This is a genomic window from Alteromonas sp. RKMC-009 (assembly GCF_003584565.2).
GTDB lineage: Bacteria > Pseudomonadota > Gammaproteobacteria > Enterobacterales > Alteromonadaceae > Alteromonas.
This window is the reverse complement of sequence record NZ_CP031010.1, coordinates 770,814-784,502: the sequence shown is the minus strand read 5'-3', so window position 1 is coordinate 784,502 and position 13,689 is coordinate 770,814. Positions and strand designations below refer to the sequence as shown.

Here is a 13,689-nt window from a genome sequence, read left to right as displayed (position 1 = left end):
GGTTTATTCTATTCCTACAATCATTCTTATACTTACCAGCACCAGCAGGCAGGCGAGCATTTTCTTCAATAAAACAGTATTCATCCGCTGACCCAGACGGGCGCCGATATTGGCGGTAAATACCGAGGTACACACAATACCTAAAGTTGCCGGCCAATACACGTAACCTATCGAGTTTTGCGGAAGTCCGTCGACGGCTGAACCGGTAAGTATAAAGCTGGCGGTCCCAAACAGTGCGACGACCAGTCCGCTGAATGCTGCGCAGCCGATTGCCTGCCGTACATTCACCTGAAACCACACCAGTGCCGGTACCAGCAGAGCGCCACCGCCAATGCCCATTAATGCACTGACACAACCGGTTCCCGCGCCCACAGAAACCAGTGCGGGTTTACCGGCTTTATGAGAAGAGGCCTGTCTGCGGCCAAATACCATCTGTGCAGCCACTGCTATTACCAGCACCGCAAAGATATTTTTCAATGTATGTCCCGATATAGCGCTGGCGACGTGAGCGCCGGCTATGGCCCCGAAGGCAATACCAATACTGCTCCAGATAACAATATGACGGTCGAGATTACCCAGTTTGTGATGGGCCAGCGCGGAGGATAACCCGGTAAAAATAATGGTCGATAACGAGGTGGCAACAGCCATAGGCATAACGGTATCGGTATTTACGCCAAGGAAGTGTACCAACAGGTAGGAAAGACAGGGAACGATAATAAGACCGCCGCCGATGCCGAGCATCCCGGCGAGCAGGCCAACAACCAGGCCTAAGGCCATACAGCAAAAGAAAAGTATTAAAAAAGGGTCCATGCGCCGCATCCGGATTGACGAGGCGCGTAGCGTATCACAGAACCATGACGATTTGTGTTTCTTGACACCGGCTGCAACTATTCTCCCAGATCTGTCACTGCAGCAACCAGCTCCTGAAGACTTTGCGTGACTTCATGAAGGTTGGTGGCTATCTTATTCAGTGCATCTTTTTCGTCACTGGCGCTGGAGTCGATTAACGACATCTGTGAGGTAATTTGCTCAATCAACGCGTTATTATTATTCACCACATTCTCAATTTCACCGGTGGCCTGACTTGCACGGCCAGCCAGCGAGCGCACCTCATCTGCAACGACAGCAAAGCCCCGGCCAGCCTCTCCGGCGCGGGCTGCTTCAATAGCGGCATTCAGAGCCAGCAAATTAGTCTGTTCTGATATGGAGCGGATAGTACTCACAATGTTGCGGATATCTGTTGCCTGACCGCTTAACTGAGCACTACTGTTCAATGCTTCAACAACACGCTCACAAATTTGTACAGATAAAGCCTCGGAATGTTCCAGCGCGGCGGTAGCCTCTGCGGACGCTTTTGAGGTGCGTTCGCTCGTAAGTGAAGCAAGTGCAATAGTGTCGTGGGCAGAAGTAACACGTGCGGTAATGTCAGTAGCAAACTTGATCACCTTTTCGACGCGTCCCTGTTGGTCAAATACTGGGTTATATGTCGCTTCCAGCCAGATTTCGTTGCCCTTGCCATCAATTCGCTTGTATTTGCCGGACTGAAAAGTACCGCTGGCCAGACGCTTCCAGAAATCAGGATGGTTACGGTAGAATACATCATCGCAGAACATTTTATGATGCTGGCCGGCAATTTGATCGAGGCGGTAATGCATAGCATCCAGGAAGTTCTGATTGGCTGTGACGACTGTGCCGTCCGGCAAAAATTCGATCACTGCCATCGAACGGTTTAATGCTTCGAAAAGGGCTTCTTTATTTTGCCATTCGTTGTGGCTTTCGGTGACATCTTTCGCCAGTTTGACGATTTTTATGATCCGGCCGGTTTTGTCTTTAACAGTAAAATAGGTAGCTTCCAGCCATACAGCTTCACCGGCACTGTTCCGGCGTTCAAAACGGCCACGGTTTGCACGGCCACTGGCCAGTTCCCGCCAGAATGACTGGTATTCGGGTGACTCACTCACCGTTCCGGGACAGAAAATCCGGTGATGTTTATTCACCACGTCACTTTCCCGCACGCCAAGCAGTCTCTCATAGATGGCATTGGCGGATAAGATAGTACCGTCCGGCGTGAAGGTAATCATGCCGATGTTGTCTTCAATGGCCTGCAGAGCCAGAGCCTTTTCTTCTGCTGCGGTATTTACCTGCGGGAGGGGGTCGACGCGCTTTCTTCCAAACATCATACGATTCCTTACGTATTAGGATTTTCTCACCTGATTGAGAATCATAAAACAAGAATGAGAATCGTTTAAGTCGAATCGGGCATAAGTAATATTTGTTTAGTAATAACAAGGAGATAAATGGTTACTTTATGAGCCTGCCCGTACCAGACCACCCAGCCCGCGCTGTTCCAGATATTGATTGATATAAACAAACACTTCTTCATGAGTACTTGCTGTCAGGGTTTTAATAAGCAGTTGTTTAGACTCTTCCAGAGAAACGTTGCGTACCACCCAGTTTATTTTGCGCAGGTTGTGGGCGTTCATACTTAATTTGCGGTAACCCATTCCCATAAGCAGAATGGCACCGCCCGGTTCACCGGCAATCTCTCCGCAAACAGTAACCGGTACCTGATTGGCATCCGCCTGCTTAACGATATCATACAGAGCACTGAGCACCGCCGGGTGGTAACTGTTATATAAACTGGCCACACGGGTATTGTTTCTGTCCACCGCCAGCAAATATTGCGTTAAGTCATTACTACCGACAGAGAAGAAATCTACCTGTCTGGCCAGCTGTGGCAACTGATAAAGTACCGAAGGCACCTCCAGCATAATACCCAGCTTCGGACGTTCAAGCAGTACATCCATGTCTTTAACTTCATCACTGATTTCAAAGAAAGCCTGGTCGATAAGACGCCTTGCCTCCTGAACTTCCGCGACGGAGGAGATCATTGGCAGCATGATTTGCAGATTCGTTAAACCAATACTGGCCCGCAACATTGCCCGCACCTGTACCAGAAAAATCTCCGGATGGTCCAGCGTCAGTCTGATCCCCCGCCAGCCAAGAAACGGATTTTCTTCGTTAATCGGAAAGTAAGGCAAAGGTTTATCACCGCCGACATCCAGCGTACGCATGGTGATTGGCTGTTCCGGTGAGGCCATCAGGATTTGCCGGTACAGTTCTACCTGCTCCTGCTCAGACGGGAACCGCTCTCTGAGCATGAACGGAATTTCGGTACGGTAAAGGCCAATGCCGTCAGCATTAGCAAATTGTGTCGCTTCGATCTCCGCCGATAACCCCGCATTCACATAAAGCGCAATGCGACAGCCATCCTGCGTTTTACATACCTGCCCTGCTTCAGCATCAATACGCTCAGACAAGGTCGCTTCTTCAGCAATCAGCTGGGTAAATTCATTACGGATGGTTTTTTCCGGCGAAATAATCACTTCACCGGCGTAGCCGTCAAGCAGGATTTCTTTACCGTTCAGCAGCGCCGGGGAGACGTTCTGGCATCCCATAACCGCCGGCACCCCCATGGCTCTGGCGAGTATAGCGGCGTGGGAGTTGTTCGACCCGCGGATAGAAATGATGCCTTTAAGGTAAGCCCGCGGAAACTCTGCCAGCATAGAGGCGCTGACTTCTTCAGCAACCAGAATACTGTCGCCTTTTACCTCGTTATTAACCGGCGTCTTGCCTTTATTGTCGTACAGAATATTCAGCAGGATCCGGTTCGACAGGTCAACAATATCAATTGCCCGCTCCTGCATGTAAGGATCTTCCATATTCTGGAATTTAGCGGCGTAATCTTCCACCACCATTTTCAGCGATGAGGCTGCATCCCACCCTTCACGGATTTTCGCTTCGACTTCGCGTCCCAGACTGTTGGCGTCAAGCAAATGATGATAAAGCTGAAAAATGGACTTCACGTCATCGGGAATTGCTTCATCCAGACGACCGGATAAATCATCAACGTGCTTACGGGTAAGTTCTACACCTCGCCGGTACAGACGGATTTCCAGATCTTTATCAGTACAGCGTTTTACTACCCAGTTACGGAGGGAAATTGAACTGTCTGTGGAATAACCAGTACCCACAGCCAGGCCGGGAGAGCCGGCAATACCGCGCACATTTTTTTGTCTCGGAACAGATTCCACTGCCGCATTCGGCGTAAGTGCACCGCGGATATCCGCATTGGTGATTTCAAGCGCAAGTTGGGTAGCCAGTGTGACGAGGAATGCTTCTTCGTCTTCGCCGAAACGGCGCATGGCTTTTTGCTGCATGGTGATCACGCCCAGCACTTTGCGCTGATGGATGATCGGTGTACCAAGGAAAGCGTTGTAGTTTTCTTCTTTTACTTCTGGATAATGCTTAAAGCGGGGATGTTGATGCGCATTTTCGATATTCAGCGGTTCTTCACGCTGCCCCACCAGACCTATTAAGCCTTCGGAGAATCCGATGCGGACCAGTTCCACCGCATCAGGGTGCAGACCATCTGTGGCTTTAAGCACGAAATCCTGCTTTTCATAATCAGCAAGATAGATAGAGCAGGAGTCCACCTGCATCGTATGCTTAACCCGGGACGCAAGACGAAACAAAGCCTGATCCAAATCCGGGATCTGGTTCATTTCCTGTACGATGCGTTTTAACGTGGTGAGTATGTTCCCGGTTCCAGCCACGAAGATGCTCTCCTGTTTAACCGCTACGCCGGCGCTTGCGGTTACGTTTGTTGGGTTTCCCCGGCGGATTGTTTTGCACGCGTTGACCCGCGGGCATTGCAACACCGGCAAATTCTTTCATCACCTTACGGTATACATCCCGTTTGAAAGACACGACATTTCGGATGGGATACCAATAACTCACCCAGCGCCAGTCATCAAATTCAGGATGACCACTTTTGAGCACATTGACATCTTTTTCCTGGCAATCTAACTGAAGCAGAAACCACTTCTGTTTTTGCCCGATACATACCGGAGAACTGCCCTGGCGAATTAATCGCTTTGGCAATTTGTATCGCAACCAGTTGCGGGTAACACCTAAAACAGTAACGTCTTTTTGCGTTAACCCTACTTCTTCGTGCAACTCCCTGTACATAGCTTGTTCTGCAGTTTCCCCTTCATCAATTCCGCCTTGTGGAAACTGCCATGAATGCTGACCATAACGCCTTGCCCAAAACACCTGACCCATTTTGTTGCAAATCACTATGCCCACATTCGCACGGAATCCGTCGGCATCTATCACATAGACTCCCGGGCACGATAAACTTTTCTATTTCTGCATTCTTCCATAAACTATAGCCCTTTCAAAGCATTAATCCTAATTCAGCAAATATTACCCGGAGAGTCTCTTGCAGCCACCCGATACCGCCCCCGCTACACCGGAAGAGTTACTGGCACGCAGCTACCGGATTGCCGGCTTGTCACTGGGCGAACTGGCAGAGCTGGCGCACGTAGCCATTCCGGAAAATCTGCAACGGCATAAGGGCTGGCCGGGTATGCTGATAGAAAAATGGCTGGGAGCTACAGCCGGGTCTAAGCCTCAACAGGACTTTCCTGAACTCGGTGTAGAGCTGAAAACGATTCCTATTGACGGAAATTTTAATCCGCTGGAAACCACGTATGTATGTTACGCGCCGCTGATAAGTAAACCCGGTACCACCTGGCAAACATCTAATGTGCGCAATAAGCTTCAACAGGTTTTATGGGTGCCGCTGGAAGGTGACCGCGCCATCCCCCTCGCACAGCGACGTGTTGCCACGGCATTTTTCTGGCAACCGGACGCCAGGGAAGACGCAATCTTGCAAAAAGACTGGGAAGAACTCACAGAAATGATTGTGCTGGGGGAAGTAGAAAAAATCACTGCGCGTCTGGGTCAGGCACTGCACATCCGTCCTAAAGCAGCCAGTGGTAACGTGCTGACAGATGCCTTTGATGCTGACGGACAGAAAATAAAAACCCGTCCCAGAGGATTTTACTTACGTACCTCGTTTACCGGCGCAGTATTGCACCGTCACTTTACCTGATATCTGCCTTTTCAGGCCGGCAGGTGACAACGCGCAACAGACTATCTTTGCTTACGCATGTGGTTCATCATTACACCACTCAGAAACTGTTCTGAATGCACACCAAAACGTTTCGCCTGCGCCGCCAGTGAGTCATCACTACCGAGAAGCTCATTTTTGGCATAGGCCAGACGGTACTGGTAAACAAAGCTTCTGAAATCTCTTTTTTCCAGTAACCTCAGCGCAATCACCAGGGTAGTGGGATCCACATGGCACTGACCGGCAAAGGCTTTCAGCTGCAAGCCGGGGGATTTATACGCTTCTGCATCCGTCATTGTCTGCTCAGCCTTCACCAGCGCCTCCCGCATGATGCACTGTTCGGCTTTTAAATCGTCAAGGCGGTGATAGTCCAGCGGCGACGGAGACGTGTGTTGCGGACGAATAACAGCAATAAACGTTTGCAGTAAGGCGATAGCAAACAGCAGGTTAAACAATGACTGCCAGAAATGAATATCGAAAAAACCGAATGCACCGGCTGTGACCAGCAAAATACAGCAGAATGCCAGACCAACAGTAACTCCCATAGCACCGCCGAGCCACTGCACACGAAATTCCCGCACATCAGCCACCTGAGATGACAGGTAACGGTGGTAATTCTGTATCAGTTCTGTAATCAGGATCCCGAGTACCAGAATACCGAATCCGGTGACCATATAAACCAGGTAAATATGCCAGTTGTCCAGCGGATGACCTGTGGGAGAGGAGATCAGCCATTGCGCTTTTTCTTCAGCGCTGACAAAGAATAAGGGGATTTCTGCCAGCAGCGCCAGGGCTACCGGCAGCCACAGTAACAATTTGGAAGGTCTGGCATTATCAATAACCAGCAGTTTGACACTACGGTACAGTAATGTGAGTGAAAGCAACGGGGTAAATACAGTAAGCACCGACAGTCCGGCGGCATCCTGTCCGAAGGCACGCAACCATTCATCAGTGAGAATGAATGGCCACACTATCATGGCTGCCAGCACCCATGGCGCACCGGAAACACGGTGTTTTTCCCTGAAGAACTGAACCAGTAGCACCAGGTAGAGCAAAACCAGCACGAAAAGGGTGTAGCGATGCAACATAATGTATTTCTACCTCACTTCCTTCAAGTAACGTTGTGCGACCAGACAGCCTGCTTACCAGTATACGTCGCCCTGCATACCGGCTTGTCTGGTTCTCTCCATGACATGCATCAAATTAGCAATCTTATCATCCACCCAACTGAATACATCTGACAGTTCGTCCAGCTCAGATTCAGTAGCAAGGCCCCGCAGCATCATTAACGCTTTTAATTCGTCAATTCCGGTAAGAATGTCTAACCATGGCGCGCGGAAATGATGCCGTTCTTCATCAAATAAATCAGCCAGCAGAAAACCGTTCCACAAGGTTTGTCTCAGCAATACACCAATGGCCAGATAATTTTCGGGTGTCATTGTTCTGCTGCCCGGCATGGTTTGTTGTACCGTTTGCCAGCCCTGAGATAACCACCCCTGCGCATGTTCCATTACCGGCAGACTGTATGCAGTTGAATGCTGGCGCCAGGGTTTTTCCTGCAATAACTGAGCAACTAATACTTTTAACGTATTAGTTTGTTTACTGTACAGTATTTCATCAGGTGTGTGTGCATGAATTAACCCGGCTTTTCTGCCCTGCAAATAACTGGTCAGTGCCGGATAACGACTCAGGCATTTATTAAACAGACTCTTTTTCGACAACAGATAGCGAAGGCTCTGCAGATCATCCTGCCATAACCAGACTTGCATATATTTCATCAGCAACTGATGCACTGACAATAATTGCGGGCATTGCAGAACAGGCAGATACAAAGATACTGTCTGCAACAACAGGCGTGCACTTTTAACGATTTCGCCGAGCATCTTCACAGACCCGGTTTCGAAATACAGATGCTCATGTTTCTGCCAGTGAGACAATGCTTGCTGCACTGCCCGGCAGAAAGCCTCTTCGGTTGATGTACCCTGCTCCAGCTTTAAATAAGGCTGCATTTGAGAAATAACCGGCGACAGCCCGTTAAGCAACTGGTAGCCCTGCGCAGCTTTAGACACGTCGCTCAGGCGCACAGGCGTGTTTTCTGTGATCAACTTTGCCAGTGTAAACAGATGAGAGACTTCGCCCTGTTTCAGTTCCAGCTCAATCTCATGGATGGGAGAGCTGTTCTTACCCGTACTGGCTTCACCTTCGTCAATCACTACTTCTACACATGCGCCGTCCCATTCAACATCGAACGCGGTTCTTACGAAATGGGTACTGAACTGGCGCTGCAAGTTGTCGTTTACCTGCTCAATCTGCCAGCCTTCCGGCCAGACATCCCCGGGAAACAGGCGCAAGTCCGGCTCAGCACCGTCAAGGGCCACATTGTACTCGGCACGCTCATGCAAACCGCCGCTGACTTTGCCATGGGTTTTCATGGTCTGTTCAAAACGGCCATTGTTACCACGGACGCGGAAGCCCATCTTTTCCTGCTGGAAAAGGTGGTCTGCGGTATCGTAATAATCGTTCTGCAAGCGCATTTCCGGCTCACGGGAAATGCTGAAACCAGCCTGCTCAAAGGCAGGCAGCACTTTTTCGACAAATGCAGGTAAAGCATTGTCGCGGGTAACAAATTTTATTTCTATTTCCGACATAGAGAAAAAGGCAGGTCGGTAAGTGTCAGTATTCCGACACAATACCTTCGTATAATATTTTTCGCAACGGATGATCACCTTACAAATGTGCAAACGTAGTGAACTGTCAGCCGGGTTGCCGGTCCAATGTGGCGGGTACGCTTGCCTTTCAGGTTTGCAGCCAATAACATCACACAGTTTCTTAAAACAACTACGGACGCACTATGTTACGAAAATGGCTGACCATCGCATTAATTGGTCTTTCAATCCAGGTTTTCGCACAGGAGGATTCCATTGAAGAATCTCTGCAGCTGGAAGCTTCTTCTTCAAATTATATCCGCGACGATCTTTTCGTATTTCTTCATACGGGTGCGGGCCGGAACTACCGGATTTTAGGCTCTGTGGCCGCCGGAACGCCCATTACTGTACTGGACAGAAATAACGAGACAGAGTTTACGCAGATAAAAGATAATGAAGGCCGCACTGGCTGGGTAGAAACCCGTTTTATCAGTAATGAAATGTCTTATGCCGAGAAAATTCCGTTGCTGACTCAGCGCCTGGCTGACAGCGAAGCCAGCGTACAGGGTTTACAGTCAGAGAATGAAAGGCTGAAACAGCAACTGAACGCGACCCGTCAGGAACTGAAACAACTTCAGGACGAAACCGGCGATCAGACAACTCAGATTACCCGTCTTACCAATAAGCTGGAACAGCAGAGTAAAGATGAGATGATCAAGTGGTTTACCTGGGGCGGTATTGTTGCCGGTGGTGGCGTACTGCTTGGCGTGATCCTTACCTTCCTGCCGAAGAAGCGTCGTCGTAACGACGAATGGATGTAAGCCGGACAAAACCAGCAACGCCATTTTATTTAAGATTAAAAAAAACCGGTTCCGTTTTTTTAACGGGACCGGTTTTTTGTGGTGTTTACGACAGACCTTAAGGACTTACTCGTCGTCTTCCACCAGCGTCATCAGCGAAGTATTACCGCCGGATGCGGTGGTATCAATACTGATGGTTTTCTCGGTAAGCAGACGTTGGATCAGGTTATCGTTATATTCTGCGGTAATTACCGGCAGAATAGCGCCCTTGCGGGAAGATAACATGGCCGCAATCTGAGCAGTACGTTCAGTGTGAGAATCCACCACCACACCGGCCAGATGTTCGTGCATAAGCAGGTCATTTAAATGACTTAATCTTGCTACCTGGAATACTCCCTCAGCGGCACCGGTTTTATTAAAGTGCTTCTGGAATTCCAGCGCTTCTTCATAAAACAGATCAGATACTACTGATACCACTACGTTACCGGTTGCCAGTGCAGTCACGATAGACAACGTCCAGTATTCGAATGTCACGCCTTTATCGGCGAAACAAACCAGTACACCACGGGGTTCAAGGTAAAGCTTGTTAGACTCACCAGTCGGCCCCGGAAGCTGTGTGGGTTTGGACAATGTGCGTTCAACCGTTGTCAGTTGCTGACGGGCGGTTGCCAGGGTGCGGTTTAAGTCATCCGCCAGTTCATCAACAATGTCGACTCTGGCAAGTTTTGCCAGTAACTGACGCACCATAGAGATACGGTCGTTCAGCGGAGTATGTCGCCATTGCGCCTCAACATTAACACCCTGATTCATCAGGCGGGTTGCAGCTTCGGCATCCTGCTTCTCACCGGATAATGCAGCATCCAGATTATCGATATCGTCGACCTGAGAAGGCTTCGGTGTAGCACGTTCCTGCATCAGACGGCGCAGATAGTTTGGACCGCCGGCTTTAGGCCCGGTACCGGATAATCCCCGTCCGCCGAATGGCTGTACGCCGACGATGGCGCCAATCATATTGCGGTTGACATAAACGTTACCGGCACGGCTGCGGGCGGCCAGTTCGTTTGCCCTTTCTTCAATACGGGAGTGAATGCCCATTGTCAGGCCAAAACCGGTGCTGTTGATCTTGTCCACCACTTCGCCGATCTCTTTACCTTTAAAGCGGACGATATGAATGACCGGACCGAAAACTTCACGCTCCAGCACATCAATACTCTTAATCTCGTACAGAGTTGGCGGGAAGAAATACCCGTCATTGCATCCTTCCGGGATCTTGCACTGGTAAAGCAATTTACCTTTATCCTGCATCGCTTCTTCATGCTGTTTCAGGCTGTTGAAAGCTTTTTCGTCAATCACAGGACCTACGTCAGTACTGAGAAGGGCCGGATCGCCGATACTCAGTTCCTTCATCGCGCCGATGAGCATGTCAGTTAAATCATCAGCAATGTCTTCCTGAACGTAAAGCACCCGCAATGCAGAACAGCGCTGACCGGCGCTCTGGAAGCCAGAATGAACCACATCATCCACCACCTGCTCAGGCAAGGCCGTTGAATCAACAATCATACAGTTCTGACCACCGGTTTCAGCAATCAGAGGAACCTGCTCACCGCCCCGCTCTGCCAGTAACTGGGAAATCAACGTACCGGTTTGGGTTGAACCGGTGAACATCACCGCTTTAATGCGCTCATCAGGCAGTAATGTACTGCCGACATGCTTGCCGGGCGCAATAATCAGTTGCAGAGCATCTTCCGGCAGACCCACTGTGTGCATAATTTCCAGCGCACGTTTAGCGATCATACTGGTTTGTTCAGCAGGCTTCGCCACCACCGTATTACCGGTCGCTAACGCTGCCACCACCTGACCTAAGAAAATCGCCAGCGGGAAGTTCCAGGGACTGATACACAACACAACACCACGGGGAACAAAACGCTGATCCTCGTCCAGCTCACGGGCGCGGACGGCATAGTAACGACAGAAATCCACAGCTTCACGGACTTCGTCGATACTGTCCTGCGTAACTTTACCTGCTTCACGGATACAAATGGCAATCAGTTCGCCCATATGCCGCTCAAGAGCAAAAGCTGTGCGTTCAAGAATGTCCGCCCGTTCTTCCACAGAACGTTTTGACCAGGCCGCAAAACCGTTGTGGGCTTTGTCCAGCGCTTCTGTCATTTGTTTTTGTTCTGCATAATGATGGAAACCCACCACATCAGATTTATTGGCAGGGTTCAGAACTGCCGTAGCCCCTTCCGGTAATTTACCGTCAGTTACCACATAATAATTTTTCCAGCGGGCCAGTTCATGCTGAAGCGCGTGCACGGCGTTAACATCAGTGAGGTCGAGACCGCGGGAGTTGTCACGCTCCGGCGCGTACAGATCCCGTGGGGCACTGATTTGCTTGTTGTAACGGGTTTTAAGACGCTGGGTTTTTTCAACCGGGTCTTCCAACAGTGATTCAACCGGCTTTTCATCATCAACAATTGCGTTAACGAAAGATGAGTTCGCCCCGTTTTCCAACAGGCGGCGAACCAGGTAAGCCAGCAGATCTTCATGCTCACCCACCGGCGCATATACCCGGCACTGAATTTTTTCCTGCGTCACGACCTGGTCGTACAGGGTGTCGCCCATACCGTGAAGACACTGGAACTCAAACCCGTCTTTGTCATCACCGGCCAGTTCAATGATCACCGATGCGCTGTACGCATTGTGGGTAGCAAACTGAGGGTAAATCGAATCACGGTAGTCCAGCAAGCGGTTAGCACAGGCATGGTAAGACACGTCAGTCGAGGACTTCCGTGTAAATACAGGGAAACCGTCCACACCGGCCTGCTGGGTCATTTTAATTTCTGTATCCCAGTAAGCGCCTTTAACCAGCCGCACCATCATGCTGCGGCCCACTTCCAGTGTCAGCGTGCGTAACCATTCAATAACATGAATAGCCCGCTTCTGATAAGCCTGAACTGCCAGACCAAATCCTGTCCAGCCCTCAAGGTCCGGGTCGCGGAACACGGTTTCGATGACGTCCAGAGAAATGTCCAGACGATCCGCTTCTTCAGCGTCAACAGTCAGGCCAATGTCGTACTCTTTCGCCATCATACACAGGGCTTTCAGCTTGGGCGGAATTTCCGCCATCACCCGTCCTGCATGTAAAAATTCATAGCGGGGATGGATCGCCGACAGTTTGACAGAAATCCCGGGAGAACGCTTGGGCCCGCGACCTGCTGCCGCTTTGCCGATTTCTTTAATGGCCTTAACATAAGCGTCGTAGTAACGATCTGCATCCTTCATGGTGCGGGCACCTTCGCCCAGCATGTCGTAAGAATAGACGTAACCTTTCTTCTCTTTCTCTTTCGCCCGCTCTACCGCATCAGCAATGGTTTCACCCATAACAAACTGACGGCCCATTACCCGCATAGCGATGTTCATTGCCCGGCGGATAACCGGTTCACCCAATCTGCCAAGGGTCTGTTTCAATAAGCCGAACTGCTCTTTGCGACGCTTGTCCGCATAGTTAACCATGTTACCGGTTAACAGAAGACCCCATGCCGATGCGTTAACGAACATGGAATCTGAGTTCCCCAGGTGCGGAGTCCACTGACCTTTTGACAGTTTGTCACGGATAAGCTCGTCCTGAGTGGCTTTATCCGGCACACGAAGTAACGCTTCGGCCAGACACATCAACACCACACCTTCAGCGGTAGACAGCGAATACTCATTAAGTAAGGCATCAACGCCGCCATGACTTTCCTGCTCCCGGCGGATTTGCAACACCATTTTACGTGCACGCTCCCAGGCACGGCTTCGTGCTCTCGGATTGACTTCGGCAACAGGCAGAATTTGATCTATCGCGGTGGATTCATCGATACGGTAGTGGTCGCGGATGCGCTGACGAATAGAAGGCAGCGTATTAAGATTGTCATTAGTGAGCATTGAAACCCTTCTTTATCTGTATGGTGTTGTCATTACCTGCTGATTGATTCTTGCACTCACGATGCCCTTCAGGGGCTGAAATAGCAAGTAAAGTCGATTGTTGATCATTAGTATGTTCCCTGACCTGTAAAGATCACGACCGGCTTTCAGCGGCGGCATGCTATCACAAACCCCGGTAAGGAAAAGGGGCGCTCTGTCCTGACTTTTCTGTCGTCCGGCGCGAATTGTATAAAAAGATGTACATCCCCGAGCGGGCCTGGAAAAAGGCCACCGCAAAATACAACTTTCTTACTGATATTCACCGTTTTTCATATGGCAGAATGACGAAAGCTTTCCTACA

9 protein-coding genes are annotated in these 13,689 nt (G+C 50.1%); 2 read left to right on the top strand and 7 right to left on the bottom strand.

Annotated elements, in window-relative coordinates; all coding sequences use genetic code 11:
- Positions 1 to 3: 3 nt before the first annotated feature.
- The 4 genes from DS731_RS03440 to rppH form a co-directional block, all read right to left on the bottom strand.
- Positions 4 to 810: a sulfite exporter TauE/SafE family protein gene (locus tag DS731_RS03440; protein ID WP_119500009.1), complete on the bottom strand. Its 807-nt coding sequence runs from the start codon at positions 808 to 810 to the stop codon at positions 4 to 6.
- Between the two features lie 77 nt (positions 811 to 887).
- Positions 888 to 2,180: a methyl-accepting chemotaxis protein gene (locus DS731_RS22330; RefSeq protein WP_119500008.1), complete on the bottom strand. Its 1,293-nt coding sequence runs from the start codon at positions 2,178 to 2,180 to the stop codon at positions 888 to 890.
- Positions 2,181 to 2,306: 126 nt separating this feature from the next.
- Complete coding sequence (ptsP, locus tag DS731_RS03430; protein WP_119503281.1) at positions 2,307 to 4,598, bottom strand: phosphoenolpyruvate--protein phosphotransferase; 2,292 nt, start codon at positions 4,596 to 4,598, stop codon at positions 2,307 to 2,309.
- 34 nt (positions 4,599 to 4,632) lie between these two features.
- The gene (gene rppH / locus DS731_RS03425) at positions 4,633 to 5,178 is read right to left on the bottom strand and encodes an RNA pyrophosphohydrolase (protein WP_119500007.1); all 546 of its coding nucleotides are present in this window, start codon (positions 5,176 to 5,178) and stop codon (positions 4,633 to 4,635) included.
- Between the two features lie 106 nt (positions 5,179 to 5,284).
- Between rppH and mutH the strand changes: the two genes are divergently transcribed.
- On the top strand, positions 5,285 to 5,959 hold the full coding sequence (mutH, locus tag DS731_RS03420) for a DNA mismatch repair endonuclease MutH (RefSeq protein ID WP_119500006.1): 675 nt from the start codon (positions 5,285 to 5,287) through the stop codon (positions 5,957 to 5,959).
- Between the two features lie 41 nt (positions 5,960 to 6,000).
- Here mutH and DS731_RS03415 read toward each other — a convergent pair whose 3' ends face one another.
- Positions 6,001 to 7,065, bottom strand: a complete 1,065-nt coding sequence (locus tag DS731_RS03415) for a DNA mismatch repair protein (protein ID WP_119500005.1) — start codon at positions 7,063 to 7,065, stop codon at positions 6,001 to 6,003.
- Positions 7,066 to 7,119: 54 nt separating this feature from the next.
- Complete coding sequence (locus DS731_RS03410) at positions 7,120 to 8,625, bottom strand: CYTH domain-containing protein (protein ID WP_119500004.1); 1,506 nt, start codon at positions 8,623 to 8,625, stop codon at positions 7,120 to 7,122.
- A gap of 203 nt (positions 8,626 to 8,828) precedes the next feature.
- On the opposite strand from DS731_RS03410, the gene DS731_RS03405 reads away from it, so the two are divergent.
- Positions 8,829 to 9,443 carry a TIGR04211 family SH3 domain-containing protein gene (locus tag DS731_RS03405; protein ID WP_119500003.1) on the top strand — a complete coding sequence of 205 codons (615 nt, stop codon included), beginning with the start codon at positions 8,829 to 8,831 and terminating at the stop codon, positions 9,441 to 9,443.
- 105 nt (positions 9,444 to 9,548) lie between these two features.
- On the opposite strand, the gene putA is transcribed toward DS731_RS03405, so the two are convergent.
- On the bottom strand, positions 9,549 to 13,349 hold the full coding sequence (putA, locus tag DS731_RS03400; protein ID WP_119500002.1) for a bifunctional proline dehydrogenase/L-glutamate gamma-semialdehyde dehydrogenase PutA: 3,801 nt from the start codon (positions 13,347 to 13,349) through the stop codon (positions 9,549 to 9,551).
- Positions 13,350 to 13,689: the final 340 nt, after the last annotated feature.

Excerpts from the sequence above, each read along its gene's own strand:
- DS731_RS03410 (WP_119500004.1), bottom strand. The coding sequence starts at position 8,625 with ATGTCGGAAATAGAAATAAAATTTGTTACCCGCGACAATGCTTTACCT.
- DS731_RS03415 (WP_119500005.1), bottom strand. The coding sequence starts at position 7,065 with ATGTTGCATCGCTACACCCTTTTCGTGCTGGTTTTGCTCTACCTGGTG.
- DS731_RS03440 (WP_119500009.1), bottom strand. The coding sequence starts at position 810 with ATGGACCCTTTTTTAATACTTTTCTTTTGCTGTATGGCCTTAGGCCTG.
- DS731_RS22330 (WP_119500008.1), bottom strand. The coding sequence starts at position 2,180 with ATGATGTTTGGAAGAAAGCGCGTCGACCCCCTCCCGCAGGTAAATACC.
- DS731_RS03405 (WP_119500003.1), top strand. The coding sequence starts at position 8,829 with ATGTTACGAAAATGGCTGACCATCGCATTAATTGGTCTTTCAATCCAG.
- putA (WP_119500002.1), bottom strand. The coding sequence starts at position 13,349 with ATGCTCACTAATGACAATCTTAATACGCTGCCTTCTATTCGTCAGCGC.